Below are 16,716 nucleotides of genomic sequence, written 5' to 3'. Positions count from 1 at the left end.
GGTCATCAGCCCCGACGCTGGATGAACGCGCGGATGCGCTCCGCCGCTTCCACGCATTCAGCCAATGGCGCGACCAGGGCCATGCGCACGCGGCCGGCGCCTGGGTTGACGCCGTCGACATCGCGGGACAGGTACGAACCCGGCACGACGGTCACGTGTTCCTGTTCGAACAGGTCACGGCAGAACGCCGCGTCATCGCCCGCCACATTTGGCCACAGGTAGAAGCTGCCATCGGGGCGTTGCACGTCCAGCACCGGGCTGAGGATTTCCAGCACCGCGTCGAACTTCTCCCGGTACAGCGCGCGGTTGGCGCGGACGTGCACTTCGTCGTTCCACGCGGCGATGCTCGCCAGTTGGGTTTGAACCGGCATGGCGCAGCCGTGGTAGGTGCGGTACAGCAGGAAGCCCTTGAGGATGTCCGCATCGCCGGCCACGAAGCCGGAGCGCAGGCCGGGCAGGTTGGAGCGTTTGGACAGGCTGTGGAACACCACGCAGCGCTTGAAATCCTTGCGGCCCAGTTCGACGCAGGCGCTGAGCAGCCCTGGCGGCGGGGTTTGTTCGTCGAAGTAGAGTTCGCTGTAGCACTCGTCCGCTGCGATGACGAAGTCATGTTCGTCAGCCAGGGCGATGAGTTTCTTCAGCACATCCACCGGGATCAACGCGCCGGTTGGGTTGCCCGGGGAGCAGAGGAACAGGATCTGGCAGCGCTTCCAGATGTCCGGCGATACCGCATCGAAATCCGGGTTGAAGCCGTTCTCGTCCAGGCACGGCAGGTAGTGCGGCTTCGCTCCGGCCAGGAACGCCGCGCCTTCATAGATTTGATAGAAAGGGTTCGGACTCACCACCAGGGCATCGTCGGCCCGGTTGACCACGGTCTGGGTGAAGGCGAACAGCGCCTCGCGGGTGCCGTTGACCGGCAGTACGTGGCGCGCCGGGTCGAGCCAGCCGTTCGGCACGTTGAAGCGGCGTTCGCACCAGCCGACGATGGCCTCACGCAACTCCGGGATGCCGAGCGTCGTCGGGTACACGGCCATCTTTTCCAGATTGCTGGCCAGGGCTTCAGCCACGAAGCTCGGCGAACGATGCTTGGGCTCGCCGATGGACAGCGCGATCGGGCGCTTGTCCGGGTTGGGCGTGATGCTGCCGAGCAGGGCGCGCAATTTTTCGAACGGGTAGGGCTGGAGCTGGTTCAGGGCGTTGTTCATCGTTGCGCAATCTCTCAAAACGGCTGAATCATGACGCAATCAGATGCTGATGCGCGTCAGGTTGATGTCGGGTTCCTGGTTGACGCTCAAGTGCCGGACGATCGCTTCCTGCAAGCGGCTGCACAACTGCGGATCGGACAGCGGCTGGTTCTGAGCGTCGGTGATAAAGAAAACGTCTTCCACCCGCTCGCCGAGCGTTGCGATCTTGGCGTTCTGCAGTGACAGGTCGAACTCCAGGAAGATATGGCCGACCCGCGCCAACAGGCCCGGCCGGTCCGGAGCGCTGAGCTCCAGTACCGTGACCTGGCGCTGGGCGTCGTTGTGGATCGTCACCTGGGGCGCAAAGGCGAAGTGCTTGAGCTGGCGCGGCACCCGGCGCTGGATGATGGTCGGGTAGTCCGCCGGGTTGCGCAGGGCTTCGGTGAGGCCGTCGCGAATCTGCTTGACCCGCGCCGGGTTGTCACCAATCGAGTCGCCGTCGGTGTCGAGCACGATGTAGGTGTCGAGGGTGAACTGGCTGCTGGACGTGATGACCCGTGCGTCGTGAATGTTCAGGTTAAGCTGGTCCATCGCCGCCACGGTCACGGCGAAGAAGTCGTGCTGGTCCGGGGCATAGATGAAGATCTGCGTGCCGCCCTCGAACTCGCGCTGGGTGGTTTCCTTGATCAGCACCAACGGCCCGCCATCGGCTGGCTGCTGGAGGATCGCATCGCTGTGCCAGGCCACGTCGCCGGCGGTGTGGCGCAGGAAATAATCATCGCCCAATTGCGACCAGAGCTGCTCGACGTCGTCCGGATCGGTGCCGCCGCGGACCAGGATGTCCAGGGCCGCGCTTTGGGTGCGACGGATCTGCTCTTCGCGGTCCACCGGGTTTTCCAGGCCGCGGCGCAAGGCACGCTTGGTCTCGGTGTAGAGCTGGCGCAGCAGGCTGGCGCGCCAGGAATTCCAGAGGCTCGGGTTGGTGGCATTGATGTCGGCCACGGTCAACACGTAGAGGTAATCCAGGCGGGTTTCATCGCCGACGATCTGGGCGAAGTCATGGATCACCTGAGGGTCGGACAAATCCTTGCGCTGGGCGGTGGTCGACATCACCAAGTGGTTCTGTACCAGCCAGACGATCAACCGGCTGTCCCATACCGGCAGCTGATGCCGCTGGCAGAAGGCTTCGGCATCCACCGCGCCGATTTCGGAATGGTCGCCTTGGCGACCTTTACCGATGTCGTGATACAGCCCTGCCATGTAGATCAGCTCGGGCTTGGGCAACTTGGCCATGAGCTTGCTGGCCAGGGGGAATTTTTCCGAGACCTGGGTGTACTGCAGCTTACGCAGGTGCTTGATCAGGTTCAGGGTGTGGGCATCGACCGTATAGATGTGGAACAGGTCGTGTTGCATCTGTCCGACAATGAAGCCGAATTCTGGCAGATAACGCCCGAGGATCCCGTAGCGGTTCATCCGCCGCAGATTGCGGTGCACGCCGATCTTGCACTTGAACAACTCGATAAACAGGCTGGTGTTGCGGATGTCGTGGCGGAAATCTTCATCGATCAGGTGACGATTTTCCCGCAGCAGGCGGATGGTGTCGGCGCGTACGCCCTTGATTTCCGGCTGCTGGGCCATGAGCACGAAGATTTCGAGCATGGCAAAGGGCGTGCGACGGAACACATTGGCGTTGCGCGCTTCGATGTAGCCGTCGTGCAGTTGGAAACGTGAGTTGATCGGCTGCGGTGGTTCTTCGTCTTCGGGGGCGAGGATGACTTCCTCGAAGTGCTGGATGATCAGCTCGCTGAGTTGGGCAATGCTCATCACGACGCGGTAATACTGTTGCATGAAGTTTTCGATGGACTGCTTGGCATCCTGTCCTTCGAAGCCCAGCAGGCCGGCGATGGAGCGCTGATGATCGAACAGCAGACGGTCCTCGGAACGTCCGGCGAGCATGTGCAGCGCATACCGGACCTTCCACAGGAACTCCTGGGACGACGCCAGCAAGGCGTTTTCGCTTTCCACCAGGAAGCCTTCACCGGCCAGGGCCCGCAGGTTCAGCGTGCCGTACTGGCGGCGGGCGACCCAGAGGATGGTCTGGATGTCCCGCAGCCCGCCCGGCGAGCCTTTGACGTTGGGTTCCAGGTTGTATTCGGTGTCGTTGTACTTGTGGTGGCGGGCCTTCTGCTCGGCGTGCTTGGCCAGGAAGAAATCCTTGCTCGGCCACATGTGCGCCGTGCTGGTGACATCGAGCATGCGCTGGCGCAGCCGCTCAGGGCCGGCGATGGTGCGACTTTCCATCAGGTTGGTGATCACCGTGAGGTCGGCGCGGGCCTCTTCGGCGCATTCCCGCACCGAACGCACACTTTGGCCGACCTCCAGGCCGATGTCCCACAGCAGCGTCAGGAAACGCTCGATGGAGTCGCGGAAGATTTCATGGTCGGCGCTGTCCAGCAGGATCAGCAGGTCGATGTCCGAGTAGGGGTGCAGTTCGCCACGCCCGTAGCCGCCAACCGCCACCAAGGCAATGTCGGCATCCTCGCTCCAGTTGAACTGTTCCCAGGCCTTTTGCAGGATGTTATCGACGAACCAGGCGCGATCCTCGATCAGCCGGCGAATATCCCTGCCGCTGCGAAAGCGCTGGTCGAGCACTTCGTGGGCCTGGCGGATCGCTTTCTTGAACGCCGATATGGGGCTTGCCTTCAGGGCCAGTTCAGCCTGGAACTGGCCGCGGTCGAAGAGTTCGGGATCCACCTGCGGCATCGAATGGCTTTCCTTTCTATCTATCTATAGCTATAGGCTGGGCGCGGATCAGGCGGAAACGCGAGCAATGGTGTCATCGCTGCGCAGGGTAAAGATCTCGTAGCCGGTCTCGGTCACCAGCAACGTGTGCTCCCACTGGGCCGACAGCTTGCGGTCCTTGGTGATGGCAGTCCAGCCGTCGCCCAGTACCTTGGTGTCGGCGCGACCCTGGTTGATCATCGGCTCGATGGTGAAGGTCATGCCCGCCTGCAGTTCCATGCCGGTGCCGGCCCGGCCGTAGTGCAGGATCTGCGGCTCTTCGTGGAACACCTTGCCAATGCCGTGGCCGCAGAATTCGCGCACCACCGAGAAACCGTTCTTCTGCGCGTGCTTCTGGATCACTTCGCCGATGTCGCCAAGGCGGCAACCCGGTTTCACCAGTTCAATGGCCATGTACATGCATTCCTGGGTGACCTTCGACAGACGCTGGGCCCACTCCGGGACGTTGCCGACATGGAACATGCGGCTGGTATCGCCGTGGTAGCCATCCTTGATGACGGTGACGTCGATGTTCAGGGTGTCGCCATCCTTCAACGGTTTTTCGTTGGGAATGCCGTGGCAGACCACGTGGTTGATCGAGGTGCAGATCGACTTGGGGAAGCCTTTATAGTTGAGCGGCGCGGGGATGGCTTTCTGCTCATTGACGATATAGTCGTGGCAGATGCGGTCCAGCTCTTCGGTGGTCACGCCCGGCTTGACGTAATCGGCGATCATTTCCAGCACTTCGGCGGCGAGTTTGCCGGCGACACGCATTTTTGCGATGTCCTCGGGAGTCTTGAGGGTAACGGTCATACAGGCTCTCTCTGCGCCCGACGGCGCTGTTCAAAACGAAATGGGCGGCGGATGATGGTCGGTGCGGCCCTGAAAGAGGCGATTCTAACAGACGCTCGGCGCAAATCCGCGCTCGCGTGCATCGCTTCTCTCTAAAGGGGCTGTTGCCACAACCAATGAATGGGCTGCATAACGGCGCTTCGCCGGGTTTTCAGAATCCGGGTTTCGTTTTCATCCATGCTGTGGTATAAAATGCGCCGCTTTCCGGGGATGACCCCGTGAGCTTAAATCCACACACGTGTCGACACGATGGCCTGGGTGCCTTCGGCTTATTCAGCCGCTGGTTGGTCATTGGGATACGTGGAGGCCAAACCCGACTTATCAAGGAACTATCATGTCCCAAGTCAACATGCGCGATATGCTGAAGGCCGGTGTGCACTTCGGTCACCAGACCCGTTACTGGAACCCGAAAATGGGTAAGTACATTTTCGGCGCGCGCAACAAGATCCACATCATCAACCTTGAAAAAACCCTGCCGATGTTCAACGAGGCACTGACCTTCGTAGAGCGCCTGGCCCAGGGTAAAAACAAGATTCTGTTCGTCGGCACCAAGCGTTCCGCTGGCAAGATCGTTGCTGAAGAAGCAGCACGTTGCGGTTCGCCGTACGTCGATCACCGCTGGTTGGGCGGCATGCTGACCAACTTCAAGACTATTCGCGCTTCCATCAAGCGTCTGCGTGACCTTGAAGTCCAGTCCGAAGACGGTACTTTCGCCAAGCTGACCAAGAAAGAAGCGCTGATGCGTACTCGCGATCTTGAGAAGCTGGACCGCTCCCTGGGCGGTATCAAGGACATGGGCGGTCTGCCTGACGCACTGTTCGTGATCGACGTTGACCACGAGCGCATCGCGATCACCGAAGCCAACAAGCTGGGTATCCCGGTCATCGGCGTTGTCGATACCAACAGCAGCCCGGAAGGCGTTGACTACATCATTCCAGGCAACGATGACGCCATTCGCGCCATCCAGCTGTACATGGGTGCGATGGCTGACGCTGTCATCCGTGGTCGCAACAATGTAAATGGCGGCACCGAAGTCTTCGCTGAAGAAGCTCCGGCAGCAGCCGCTGAGTAACTGACGCCCTGGCGTTGACTCAGTAAGCAAAAAGGGGGCTTGGCCCCCTTTTTGCCACCTCGAAAACCATTTGTGGGCAGCGCAGCTACAGCATCTGTAACGTGCAGCGGCTAACAAAGGGTGTTTCAGGAAGAATTGATCGCCCGTTCGGTCGGGTGGAATGGTTGAAAACCTATCCAAGAGGATTTTGAAATGGCAGAGATTACTGCAGCGTTGGTCAAAGAACTGCGCGAGCGTACCGGCGAAGGCATGATGGACTGCAAGAAAGCCTTGACCAAGGCTGGCGGCGACATCGAGAAAGCCATTGATGACATGCGTGCCTCGGGCGCCATCAAGGCTGCCAAAAAAGCCGGCAACATTGCCGCTGAAGGCGCGATCGGCATCAAGGACGACGGTAAAGCTGCCGTTATCATTGAAGTCAACTCGCAGACCGATTTCCTGGCCCTGCAAGACGACTTCAAGGCATTCGTTGCCGCCAGCGTCGAAAAAGCATTTGCCGACAAACTGACCGACGCAGCTCCGCTGATCGCCGCTCAGGAATCGGCTCGTGAAGCCCTGGTTGCCAAAGTGGGCGAGAACGTCAACATTCGTCGCTTGGTTCGCGTTGAAGGCGATGTTGTCGGTTCTTACCTGCACGGCAACAAGATCGGCGTAGTCGTGGCCCTCAAAGGCGGCAACGTCGAGCTGGCCAAGGACATCGCCATGCACGTCGCTGCCAGCAATCCTGAGTTCCTGCTGCCGTCGGAAGTTTCCGCTGATGCCATCGAACGCGAGAAAGCCGTGTTCATGCAGCTCAACGAAGACAAGATCAAGGGCAAGCCAGCCGAAATCGTTGAGAAAATGGTTGCCGGTCGTATCACCAAGTTCCTGGCTGAAGCCAGCCTGGTTGAGCAGGCGTTCGTCAAGAACCCTGAAATCAAGGTCGGTGAACTGGCCAAGAAGGGCGGCGCTGAAATCGTTTCCTTCACTTACTTCAAGGTGGGTGAAGGCATCGAGAAGCCAGTAGACAACTTCGCTGAAGAAGTGGCTGCTCAGCTGGCTGCCAGCAAGCAATAAGACGGTTTCACGACTGTCGCCCAGAAGAGGCTGCCCGCTCACGCGCGCAGCCTCTTTTCGGATGGGGATGCCGATTTATATTGGTTTCCCGCCGGAACTGGCTTACAAAGCCGTGTTCCGATGGCGCGGTTTCAGCGCCAAGCTAGAGTGAAGGCAGGCTGCAAACAGCCTCAAAGAATTTTCGAAAATACGCCGCAGGAGAGATTCGCAATGGCTCAGCAGGGCAGTGGTTATCAGGCTCGCTATAAACGCATTCTACTCAAGCTTAGCGGCGAGGCCCTGATGGGCTCGGAAGAGTTCGGGATCGATCCGAAGGTGCTGGATCGCATGGCGCTGGAAGTTGGCCAACTGGTCGGGATCGGCGTTCAGGTCGGCCTGGTCATCGGCGGCGGCAACCTGTTCCGTGGCGCGGCGCTGAGCGCGGCGGGCATGGATCGGGTCACGGGCGACCACATGGGCATGCTGGCCACTGTGATGAACGCCCTGGCTATGCGCGACGCGCTGGAGCGTGCCAATATCTCCGCCATCGTGATGTCGGCCATTTCCATGGTCGGCGTGACCGATCACTACGATCGCCGCAAGGCCATGCGCCACCTCAGCGCCAAGGAAGTGGTGATTTTTGCCGCCGGTACCGGCAATCCGTTCTTCACCACGGATTCGGCCGCGTGCCTGCGAGCGATCGAGATCGACGCCGATGTCGTGCTCAAGGCTACCAAGGTGGATGGCGTGTATACCGCTGACCCGTTCAAAGACCCGCATGCCGAGAAGTTCGATCATCTGACCTACGATGAAGTGCTGGATCGCAAACTGGGTGTAATGGACCTGACCGCTATCTGCCTGTGCCGCGACCACAAGATGCCGCTGCGCGTCTTTAACATGAATAAACCCGGTGCCCTGCTCAACATCGTGCACGGTGGCGCCGAAGGAACTCTGATCGAGGAAGGCAAGTAATGATCAACGAAATCAAGAAAGACGCTGAAGAGCGCATGAAGAAGTCCTTGGAGTCTCTGAACCACGCATTCGGTCAGATTCGTACCGGCAAGGCTCACCCGAGCATCCTCGGTAGCGTCATGGTGCCTTACTACGGCACTGACACACCGCTGAGCGGCGTCGCCAACGTCACCGTGAAAGATTCGCGCACCCTGCAGGTCGTGGCTTTCGAGCGCAACATGCTCGCTGCTGTAGACAAGGCGATCCAGAGCGCCGGTCTGAATCTCAACCCAACTAACCTGGGTGAGCTGCTGCTGATCCCGATGCCGGCCCTCACCGAGGAAACGCGCAAAGGCTTCACCAAACAGGCTCGTAGCGCAGCGGAAGACGCGCGTGTTGCCGTGCGTAATATCCGTCGTGACGCGTTGGGTGAGCTGAAGAAGCTGGTCAAGGATAAGGAAATCAGTGAAGACGAAGAGCGTCGTGCCGTCGCTGATATCGATAAGCTGACCAAAGAATCCGAGGCCCAAATCACCAAGGCCACGGACGAGAAAGAAAAAGACCTGATGGCCGTATAAGGGTCTCGTTTTCATGGATAAGACCAAGCAGGCCGTGCCGTTCGCGGTGCCGCGCCATGTGGCGATCATCATGGACGGCAATAACCGCTGGGCCAAGAAACGCTTTATGCCTGGCGTTGCCGGGCACAAGGCAGGGGTCGATGCGGTTCGTGCTGTCATCGAGGTGTGCGCCGAGGCTGGGGTCGAGGTGCTCACTCTGTTCGCCTTTTCCAGCGAAAACTGGCAGCGTCCCGCCGATGAAGTCAGTGCCTTGATGGATCTGTTCCTCAAGGCCCTGCGGCGCGAAGCCAAGCGGTTGGACGAGAACAGGATCTGCCTGCGGATCATTGGTGATCGCTCGCGTTTCCATCCTGAACTGCAAGCCGCAATGCGTGAGGCTGAGGCCGCCACGGCTGGCGCCGATCGGTTTGTGCTGCAAATCGCTGCCAATTATGGCGGCCAGTGGGACATCGCCCAGGCGGCCCAGCGCCTGGCGCGGGAAGTCCAGGCCGGCCACCTGCGGCCCGAGGACATCACGCCCGAGCTGTTGCAAACCTGCTTGGCGACCGGCGACTTGCCGTTGCCGGACCTGTGCATCCGTACCGGCGGCGAACATCGCATCAGCAATTTCCTGCTCTGGCAGCTGGCCTACGCCGAGCTGTACTTCTCCGACCTGTTCTGGCCGGACTTCAAACACGAAGCCATGCGCACCGCACTGGCCGATTTCGCTTCCCGTCAGCGTCGTTTCGGTAAAACGAGCGAGCAGATCGAAGCTGGAGCCCGGGTTTAATGCTAAAACAACGAATCATCACCGCCCTGATCCTGTTGCCCATCGCCTTGGGTGGTTTTTTCCTGCTCGAAGGGGCGGGCTTTGCCCTGTTCATCGGGCTGGTCGTGACGCTGGGTGCGTGGGAATGGGCGCGGCTGGCAGGTTTTGCCGCGCAGTCGGCGCGCGTGACCTATGCGGTGGCGGTCGCCGCCATGTTGTTCGTCATGTACCTGGTGCCTGGCATCGCGCCGTGGGTGCTGGGGGCGGCGGTGCTGTGGTGGGCGACGGCGACCTTCCTGGTGTTGACCTATCCGCGCACCACTCATCACTGGTCCAATGCCGCGACCAAGCTGATGATTGGTCTCCTGATCCTGCTGCCGGCCTGGCAGGGGCTGATCTGGATCAAGCAGGGGCCGCTGGGAAACTGGCAAATCATGGCAGTGATGGTGCTGGTCTGGGGCGCTGACGTCGGCGCTTATTTCTCCGGTCGTGCCTTCGGCAAGCGCAAGCTGGCGCCAAGGGTCAGTCCCGGCAAGAGCTGGGAAGGCGTCTATGGTGGGCTCGCCTTGAGCCTGGTGATCACCGCCGTGGTTGGCTTCGTGCGCGACTGGACAGTCGCGCAGCTGCTGATGGGCCTGATTGGCGCCGCGCTCATTGTATTTGTATCGGTGGTCGGTGACCTGACGGAAAGCATGTTCAAGCGCCAATCCGGGATCAAGGACAGCAGTAACCTGCTGCCGGGCCACGGTGGCGTGCTGGATCGTATCGACAGCCTGACCGCCGCGATCCCGATCTTTGCAGTGCTGTTGTGGATGGCGGCATCGTGAGTCGTCCCCAGCAGATTACCGTCCTCGGGGCCACCGGTTCGATCGGTCTCAGTACTCTGGATGTCATTGGCCGGCATCCAGAGCGCTACCAGGTGTTTGCCCTCAGCGGTTTCACGCGCCTGAGTGAATTGCTGGCGCTGTGCGTACGCCACGCGCCGCGGTTTGCCGTGGTGCCCGAGGCGGCTGTGGCGCAGGCGCTGCAGGACGACTTGCGCGCAGCCGGTTTGCAGACGCGTGTCCTGGTGGGGGAGGAGGGCTTGTGCCAGGTAGCCTCCGATCCCGAGGTCGATGCTGTGATGGCGGCAATTGTCGGCGCTGCGGGCTTGCGTCCGACGCTGGCTGCGGTGGAAGCGGGCAAGAAGATCCTGTTGGCCAACAAGGAAGCGCTGGTGATGTCCGGCGCACTGTTCATGCAGGCGGTGCGCAAAAGTGGCTCGGTGCTGCTGCCCATCGACAGCGAACACAATGCGATTTTTCAATGCATGCCGCGGGATTTCTCTCGCGGCCTGGGCGTGGTGGGTGTACGGAGGATTCTTCTGACAGCCTCCGGCGGTCCATTCCGGCAGACGCCGCTGGAAGAATTGGTGCATGTTACGCCCGAGCAGGCCTGTGCCCACCCGAACTGGTCCATGGGTCGCAAGATTTCCGTGGATTCGGCCAGCATGATGAACAAGGGGCTGGAGCTGATCGAGGCCTGCTGGCTGTTCGATGCCCGGCCGTCCCAAGTCGAAGTGGTGATTCACCCGCAAAGCGTGATTCACTCGCTCGTGGATTACGTCGATGGGTCCGTTCTGGCCCAGTTGGGCAACCCGGACATGCGCACCCCGATCGCCAATGCCCTGGCCTGGCCGGAGCGGATTGATTCGGGCGTGGCGCCGTTGGACCTGTTCGCCATTGCGCGCCTCGATTTCCAGGCGCCCGATGAGCAGCGCTTCCCCTGCCTGCGCCTGGCGCGACAGGCAGCCGAGGCGGGCGACAGTGCACCGGCCATGCTTAATGCCGCCAACGAAGTAGCGGTCGCGGCGTTTCTCGACGGGCGTGTCCGTTACCTCGAGATCGCGAGTATCATCGAAGAGGTCTTGAATCTTCAGGCCGTGGTTTCACTCGATGACCTCGACGCAGTCTTCACCGTGGATGCCAGGGCTCGAGAGCTGGCGGGGCAGTGGTTGGGGCGTCACGGACGTTGAGGCAGCGGTACGTTAGCCAGGGTTGTCCTGGACAGGATTGTGGAGAAAACAGATGAGCGCGCTCTATATGATTGTCGGCACCCTGGTTGCGCTGGGGGTGCTGGTCACTTTTCACGAATTCGGCCATTTCTGGGTCGCGCGTCGCTGTGGCGTCAAGGTCCTGCGTTTTTCCGTCGGCTTCGGCATGCCGTTGCTGCGCTGGCATGACAAGCAGGGGACCGAATTTGTCGTGGCGGCCATCCCACTGGGCGGCTACGTCAAGATGCTCGATGAGCGTGAGGGTGAAGTGCCCGCCGATCAACTCGACCAGTCCTTCAATCGCAAGACCGTCCGTCAGCGTATCGCTATCGTTGCGGCCGGACCTATCGCCAACTTCCTGCTGGCCATGGTGTTTTTCTGGGCGCTGGCGATGTTGGGCAGCGAGCAGGTGCGGCCGGTTATCGGTGCGGTCGAGGCGGGCAGCGTGGCGGCTCGCGCCGGATTGAGCGCTGGGCAGGAAATCGTTGCCATAGACGGTGAGCCGACCTCGGGCTGGGCTGCCGTCAACCTGCAATTGGTACGTCGCCTGGGTGAAAGCGGTTCGTTGCAACTGCTGGTACGTGAGCAGGGATCGACGGCGGATTTGCCCCGGGAGCTGATGCTCGATAATTGGCTCAAGGGTGCGGACGAGCCGGACCCGATCCGCTCCTTGGGGATTCGCCCATGGCGTCCGGCGTTGCCGCCAGTGGTGGCTGAACTTGATCCCAAAGGCCCGGCTCAGGCCGCTGGCTTGAAGGCCGGTGACCGCTTGCTGGCTTTCGATGGCCAGTCGGTCAGTGACTGGCAGCAGGTAGTCGACTCGGTTCGTGTACGTCCTGATACCAAGATTGTGCTGCGTGTAGAGCGCGACGGTGCTTCAATCGACGTCCCGGTGAACCTGGCTGCCCGTGGCGAAAGCAAGGCGCCGACCGGTTATCTGGGCGCTGGCATCAAGGCTGTCGAATGGCCAGCGGAAATGATCCGCGAGGTCAGCTTCGGTCCTGTCGCGGCCATTGGAGAGGGTGCGCGGCGTACTTGGACCATGAGTGTCCTGACCCTCGACTCGCTCAAGAAAATGTTGTTCGGCGAGCTCTCGGTAAAAAACTTGAGTGGACCGATAACCATTGCTAAAGTGGCGGGCGCTTCTGCCCAGTCGGGCGTCGCTGATTTCCTGAATTTCCTTGCTTATCTGAGCATTAGCCTGGGGGTTCTGAATTTGCTGCCCATTCCGGTACTGGATGGGGGGCATCTGCTGTTTTATCTGATCGAGTGGGCGCGTGGTCGTCCCTTGTCGGATCGGGTGCAGGGTTGGGGGATACAGATCGGTATCAGCTTGGTGGTCGGGGTGATGTTGCTTGCCTTGGTCAACGATCTGGGTCGTCTGTAACGCTTCGCTGAATTGCGAATCTGCCGCATTTTGCGGCAGTTTGTTTATTGCCAGTTGGAATAAGAAAGGACTTCATGAAACGTCTGCTGCTAACTGCGGTTCTCACCGTATTGATGATCGCCGAAGTTCACGCCGAGTCCTTCACTATCTCTGATATTCGCGTCAACGGCCTACAGCGGGTTTCCGCGGGTAGCGTCTTTGGTGCCTTGCCGCTCAACGTCGGCGAGCAAGCGGATGATCGGCGCCTGGTGGAATCCACTCGCGCTCTGTTCAAGACCGGCTTCTTTCAAGATATCCAGCTGGGCCGTGACGGCAATGTTCTGGTCATCACGGTCGTCGAGCGCCCGTCGGTCGCCAGTATCGAGATCGAAGGCAACAAGGCGATCTCCACTGAAGACCTGATGAAAGGCCTCAAGCAATCCGGCCTGGCCGAAGGCGAGATCTTCCAGCGCGCCACCCTCGAAGGCGTGCGCAACGAGCTGCAACGCCAGTACGTTGCCCAAGGCCGCTACTCGGCTACCGTCGACACCGAGGTCGTGCCGCAACCGCGCAACCGCGTCGGCCTGAAGGTGAACATCAACGAAGGCACCGTTGCGGCCATCCAGCACATCAACGTGGTGGGCAACACCGTCTTCCCCGATGAAGACCTGATCGACCTGTTCGAACTCAAGACCACCAACTGGTTGTCGTTCTTCAAGAACGACGACAAGTACGCCCGTGAAAAACTTTCCGGTGACCTGGAGCGCCTGCGTTCCTACTACCTGGACCGTGGCTACATCAATATGGACATCGCCTCGACCCAGGTGTCCATTACTCCGGACAAGAAGCACGTCTACATCACCGTCAACGTCAACGAAGGCGAGAAATACACCGTTCGTGACGTCAAGCTCAGTGGTGACCTGAAGGTTCCTGAAGACCAGGTCAAGTCGCTGTTGCTGGTGCAGAAGGGCCAGGTTTTCTCGCGCAAGCTGATGACCACCACGTCTGAACTGATCACCCGTCGCCTGGGTAACGAGGGCTACACCTTCGCCAACGTCAACGGCGTGCCGCAGCCGCACGATGAAGACCATACCGTCGACATCACCTTCGCCGTGGACCCGGGCAAGCGCGCCTACGTCAACCGCATCAACTTCCGTGGCAACACCAAGTCCGAGGACGAAGTGCTGCGCCGTGAAATGCGCCAGATGGAAGGTGGCTGGGCGTCGACCTACCTGATCGACCAGTCCAAGACCCGCCTGGAGCGCCTGGGCTTCTTCAAGGAAGTCAACGTCGAGACTCCGGCTGTACCGGGCGTCGATGACCAGGTCGATGTGAATTACAGCGTTGAAGAGCAAGCTTCCGGCTCGATCACCGCCAGCGTCGGTTTCGCCCAGAGCGCGGGCCTGATCCTGGGTGGTTCGATTACCCAGAACAACTTCCTGGGTACCGGTAACAGGGTCAGCGTCGGCCTGACCCGCAGCGAATACCAGACCCGTTACAACTTCGGTTTCGTGGACCCCTACTGGACCGCAGACGGTGTGAGCCTGGGCTACAACGCCTTTTATCGCACCACCGACTATGACGAACTCGATTCCGATGTATCCAGCTATGCGGTAGACAGCTTGGGTGCCGGCGTCAACGTGGGTTATCCAATCAGCGAGACTTCGCGGCTTACATTCGGTCTCACTGCCCAGCAGGATGAGATCAGCACTGGCCGCTATACCGTTGACGAGATCTTCGATTTTGTCGAGAAGGAAGGCGACAAGTACCTGAACTTCAAGGCCTCTGTCGGCTGGTCCGAATCGACCCTGAACAAAGGCGTACTGGCGACCCGCGGCCGTTCCCAGAGCCTGGTCCTGGAAACGACTACACCTGGCAGCGACCTGTCGTTCTTCAAGATCGATTATCGTGGCCAGCTGTTCCAGCCGTTGAGCGATAACTACACCATGCGCCTGCACACCGAGCTGGGCTATGGCGATGGTTACGGCTCGACTGATGGCCTGCCGTTCTACGAGAACTACTATGCTGGTGGTTTCAACTCGGTACGTGGCTTCAAGGACAGTACCCTGGGCCCGCGCAGTACGCCGAGCCGAGGCACCAACCCAGGCACCATTGCCGACCCGGATCAGGATCCGCTGCCGTTCGGTGGCAACGTGCTCATCCAGGGCGGCGCCGAACTCCTGTTCCCGATGCCGTTCGTCAAGGATCAGCGTTCCCTGCGTACCTCGGTATTCTGGGATGTGGGTAACGTATTCGACTCCAGTTGCGATGACACCACCAACGCCAACGGCACCCGATCCAACACCAAGTGCAACGACATCAGCCTGAGTAACCTCGCCAGCTCCGTCGGTGTCGGCGTGACCTGGGTCACCGCGCTGGGCCCATTGAGCTTCGCGTTGGCGATGCCGATCAAGAAACCGGATGACGCTGAAACCCAAGTGTTCCAATTCTCCCTCGGCCAGACGTTCTAAGCGTCTGACCCAAGATAACGACAATGGATTTTGTAGGAGTACATCGTGCGTAAGTTGACTCAATTGGTTCTCCTGGCGACCGTACTGGTCGCAGGTCCGGCTTTTGCCGACATGAAAATCGCCGTTCTGAACTATCAGATGGCCCTGCTGGAATCCAACGCGGCCAAAAAATACGCCGTGGACGCCGAGAAGAAGTTCGGCCCGCAACTGACCAAGCTCAAGGGCCTGGAAAGCAGCGCCAAGGGTATCCAGGATCGTCTTGTTGCCGGCGGCGACAAGATGGCCCAGGGTGAACGCGAGCGTCTGGAACTCGAATTCAAGCAGAAGGCCCGAGACTTTCAGTTCCAGTCCAAGGAGCTGAACGAAGCCAAAGCTGTTGCCGACCGTGAAATGCTCAAGCAGCTCAAGCCGAAACTCGACAGCGCCGTGGAAGAAGTCATCAAGAAAGGTGGTTTTGACCTGGTGTTCGAGCGTGGTGCAGTAATCGATGTCAAACCTCAATACGACATCACGCGCCAGGTTATCGAGCGCATGAACCAGCTGAAGTAATCCATGACAGCGACTATCAAGCTCGGCCAATTGGCCGAGTTCCTCGGCGCCACCCTGCGTGGCGACCCGGAGAAGGCAATTACTGGGCTAGCCACTTTGCAAGAGGCTGGCCCAGCTCAGTTGAGCTTCCTGGCAAACCCTCAATACCGCAAGTACCTGGCTGACAGCCGGGCTGCCGCGCTGTTGCTCAAGGCTGGCGATGCCGAAGGGTTTGCCGGCGATGCGCTGATAGTGCCCGATCCATACCTGGCGTATGCGCGCATTTCCCATTTGTTCGATCCCAAGCCGAAGTCGGCTGCTGGCGTTCATCCCAGTGCGGTGATCGCGGCGGATGCGGTGGTTGACCCCACGGCCAGTATCGGTCCCTTTGTCGTCATCGAAAGCGCGGCCCGAATCGGTGCCGGCGTCACGCTGGGCGCCCATTGCGTCATTGGCGCGCGTAGCGAGATTGGCGAAGGCGGCTGGTTGGCGCCACGCGTTACCCTGTACCACGATGTGCGCATCGGCAAACGGGTGGTGATTCAGTCCGGCGCAGTGCTGGGCGGTGAAGGGTTCGGTTTCGCCAATGAGAAAGGCATCTGGCAGAAAATCGCCCAGGTCGGCGGTGTCACCGTTGGCGATGACGTGGAAATCGGCGTCAACACCGCGATCGACCGTGGTGCACTGGCCGATACCGTAATAGGCAATGGCGTAAAGCTCGACAACCAGATCCAGATCGCCCACAACGTCCAGGTCGGTGATCACACCGCCATGGCTGCCTGCGTGGGCATCTCCGGCAGCACCAAGATCGGCAAGCATTGCATGCTGGCCGGTGGCGTAGGGCTGGTGGGACATATCGATATCTGCGACAACGTTTTCCTGACCGGCATGACCATGGTTACCCACTCGATTACCGAGCCGGGTGCCTATTCTTCCGGTACGGCGATGCAGCCGGCGGCTGAATGGCGAAAGAGCGCGGCGCGTATCCGCCAGCTCGACGACATCGCCCGGCGCCTGAAACAGATGGAAAAGCGTGTAGGGGACGTGACCCCTGGCGGCAATGCTTCATCAGATGGCTGATACCATTTCCATATCAAGTGTGCACAGCCGTTAGGGCA

Annotated in this window: 14 protein-coding genes; 11 read left to right on the top strand and 3 right to left on the bottom strand. The window is 60.1% G+C overall.

The features are described 5' to 3' along the window. Nucleotides 1-5: 5 nt before the first annotated feature. The 3 genes from dapC to map are packed head-to-tail and all read right to left on the bottom strand — an operon-like array spanning nucleotide 6 to nucleotide 4,778. Complete coding sequence (gene dapC / locus J3P82_RS20630; protein WP_434558442.1) at nucleotides 6-1,205, bottom strand: succinyldiaminopimelate transaminase; 1,200 nt, start codon at nucleotides 1,203-1,205, stop codon at nucleotides 6-8. A 39-nt stretch (nucleotides 1,206-1,244) separates the two neighbouring features. Continuing rightward, complete coding sequence (locus J3P82_RS20625; protein WP_434558441.1) at nucleotides 1,245-3,947, bottom strand: [protein-PII] uridylyltransferase; 2,703 nt, start codon at nucleotides 3,945-3,947, stop codon at nucleotides 1,245-1,247. 48 nt (nucleotides 3,948-3,995) lie between these two features. Continuing rightward, on the bottom strand, nucleotides 3,996-4,778 hold the full coding sequence (gene map / locus J3P82_RS20620) for a type I methionyl aminopeptidase (protein WP_053118843.1): 783 nt from the start codon (nucleotides 4,776-4,778) through the stop codon (nucleotides 3,996-3,998). Nucleotides 4,779-5,151: 373 nt separating this feature from the next. Between map and rpsB the strand changes: the two genes are divergently transcribed. The 11 genes from rpsB to lpxD all read left to right on the top strand — a co-directional run bounded on the left by rpsB (nucleotide 5,152) and on the right by lpxD (nucleotide 16,678). After that, on the top strand, nucleotides 5,152-5,889 hold the full coding sequence (rpsB, locus tag J3P82_RS20615) for a 30S ribosomal protein S2 (RefSeq protein WP_186635005.1): 738 nt from the start codon (nucleotides 5,152-5,154) through the stop codon (nucleotides 5,887-5,889). Nucleotides 5,890-6,081: 192 nt separating this feature from the next. After that, nucleotides 6,082-6,945 (top strand): translation elongation factor Ts, encoded by an 864-nt coding sequence (tsf, locus tag J3P82_RS20610; RefSeq protein ID WP_024619613.1) that lies wholly within the window; start codon nucleotides 6,082-6,084, stop codon nucleotides 6,943-6,945. Between the two features lie 210 nt (nucleotides 6,946-7,155). After that, nucleotides 7,156-7,896 (top strand): UMP kinase, encoded by a 741-nt coding sequence (gene pyrH / locus J3P82_RS20605; protein ID WP_434558440.1) that lies wholly within the window; start codon nucleotides 7,156-7,158, stop codon nucleotides 7,894-7,896. After that, nucleotides 7,896-8,453, top strand: coding sequence for a ribosome recycling factor (gene frr / locus J3P82_RS20600; protein WP_434558439.1), 558 nt, complete (start codon nucleotides 7,896-7,898; stop codon nucleotides 8,451-8,453). Before pyrH ends, frr begins: the two co-directional genes overlap by 1 nt. A gap of 13 nt (nucleotides 8,454-8,466) precedes the next feature. Continuing rightward, nucleotides 8,467-9,222 (top strand): polyprenyl diphosphate synthase, encoded by a 756-nt coding sequence (uppS, locus tag J3P82_RS20595; protein ID WP_434558438.1) that lies wholly within the window; start codon nucleotides 8,467-8,469, stop codon nucleotides 9,220-9,222. Beyond that, entirely contained in the window at nucleotides 9,222-10,028 is an 807-nt protein-coding gene (locus J3P82_RS20590; RefSeq protein WP_434558437.1) for a phosphatidate cytidylyltransferase, read from the top strand. The genes uppS and J3P82_RS20590 overlap by 1 nt, the downstream gene beginning before the upstream one ends. Continuing rightward, entirely contained in the window at nucleotides 10,025-11,215 is a 1,191-nt protein-coding gene (ispC, locus tag J3P82_RS20585; protein WP_434558436.1) for a 1-deoxy-D-xylulose-5-phosphate reductoisomerase, read from the top strand. The genes J3P82_RS20590 and ispC overlap by 4 nt, the downstream gene beginning before the upstream one ends. 52 nt (nucleotides 11,216-11,267) lie before the next feature. Continuing rightward, complete coding sequence (gene rseP / locus J3P82_RS20580; protein WP_434558435.1) at nucleotides 11,268-12,620, top strand: RIP metalloprotease RseP; 1,353 nt, start codon at nucleotides 11,268-11,270, stop codon at nucleotides 12,618-12,620. Nucleotides 12,621-12,694: 74 nt separating this feature from the next. Continuing rightward, a complete protein-coding gene (gene bamA, locus J3P82_RS20575) occupies nucleotides 12,695-15,070 on the top strand; it encodes an outer membrane protein assembly factor BamA (protein ID WP_434558434.1) in 2,376 nt (791 codons plus the stop codon). Between the two features lie 45 nt (nucleotides 15,071-15,115). Next, nucleotides 15,116-15,619, top strand: a complete 504-nt coding sequence (locus J3P82_RS20570) for an OmpH family outer membrane protein (protein ID WP_434558433.1) — start codon at nucleotides 15,116-15,118, stop codon at nucleotides 15,617-15,619. Nucleotides 15,620-15,622: 3 nt separating this feature from the next. Then, nucleotides 15,623-16,678: a UDP-3-O-(3-hydroxymyristoyl)glucosamine N-acyltransferase gene (lpxD, locus tag J3P82_RS20565; RefSeq protein WP_434558432.1), complete on the top strand. Its 1,056-nt coding sequence runs from the start codon at nucleotides 15,623-15,625 to the stop codon at nucleotides 16,676-16,678. The last annotated feature ends 38 nt before the right edge of the window (nucleotides 16,679-16,716 follow it).

It is taken from the genome of Pseudomonas sp. Z4-20 (genome assembly GCF_051131955.1).
In the GTDB taxonomy this organism is placed as follows: domain Bacteria; phylum Pseudomonadota; class Gammaproteobacteria; order Pseudomonadales; family Pseudomonadaceae; genus Aquipseudomonas; species Aquipseudomonas marvdashtae.
The sequence above is the reverse complement of the archived record's forward strand: the minus strand, read 5'-3'. Positions and strand labels throughout refer to the sequence as shown.

Bases quoted from the DNA above. Each gene is read 5' to 3' on its own strand.
- J3P82_RS20590 (WP_434558437.1), top strand. From the start codon at position 9,222: ATGCTAAAACAACGAATCATCACCGCCCTGATCCTGTTGCCCATCGCC.
- bamA (WP_434558434.1), top strand. From the start codon at position 12,695: ATGAAACGTCTGCTGCTAACTGCGGTTCTCACCGTATTGATGATCGCC.
- map (WP_053118843.1), bottom strand. From the start codon at position 4,778: ATGACCGTTACCCTCAAGACTCCCGAGGACATCGCAAAAATGCGTGTC.
- pyrH (WP_434558440.1), top strand. From the start codon at position 7,156: ATGGCTCAGCAGGGCAGTGGTTATCAGGCTCGCTATAAACGCATTCTA.
- tsf (WP_024619613.1), top strand. From the start codon at position 6,082: ATGGCAGAGATTACTGCAGCGTTGGTCAAAGAACTGCGCGAGCGTACC.
- dapC (WP_434558442.1), bottom strand. From the start codon at position 1,205: ATGAACAACGCCCTGAACCAGCTCCAGCCCTACCCGTTCGAAAAATTG.
- frr (WP_434558439.1), top strand. From the start codon at position 7,896: ATGATCAACGAAATCAAGAAAGACGCTGAAGAGCGCATGAAGAAGTCC.
- lpxD (WP_434558432.1), top strand. From the start codon at position 15,623: ATGACAGCGACTATCAAGCTCGGCCAATTGGCCGAGTTCCTCGGCGCC.
- rpsB (WP_186635005.1), top strand. From the start codon at position 5,152: ATGTCCCAAGTCAACATGCGCGATATGCTGAAGGCCGGTGTGCACTTC.
- J3P82_RS20625 (WP_434558441.1), bottom strand. From the start codon at position 3,947: ATGCCGCAGGTGGATCCCGAACTCTTCGACCGCGGCCAGTTCCAGGCT.
- uppS (WP_434558438.1), top strand. From the start codon at position 8,467: ATGGATAAGACCAAGCAGGCCGTGCCGTTCGCGGTGCCGCGCCATGTG.
- rseP (WP_434558435.1), top strand. From the start codon at position 11,268: ATGAGCGCGCTCTATATGATTGTCGGCACCCTGGTTGCGCTGGGGGTG.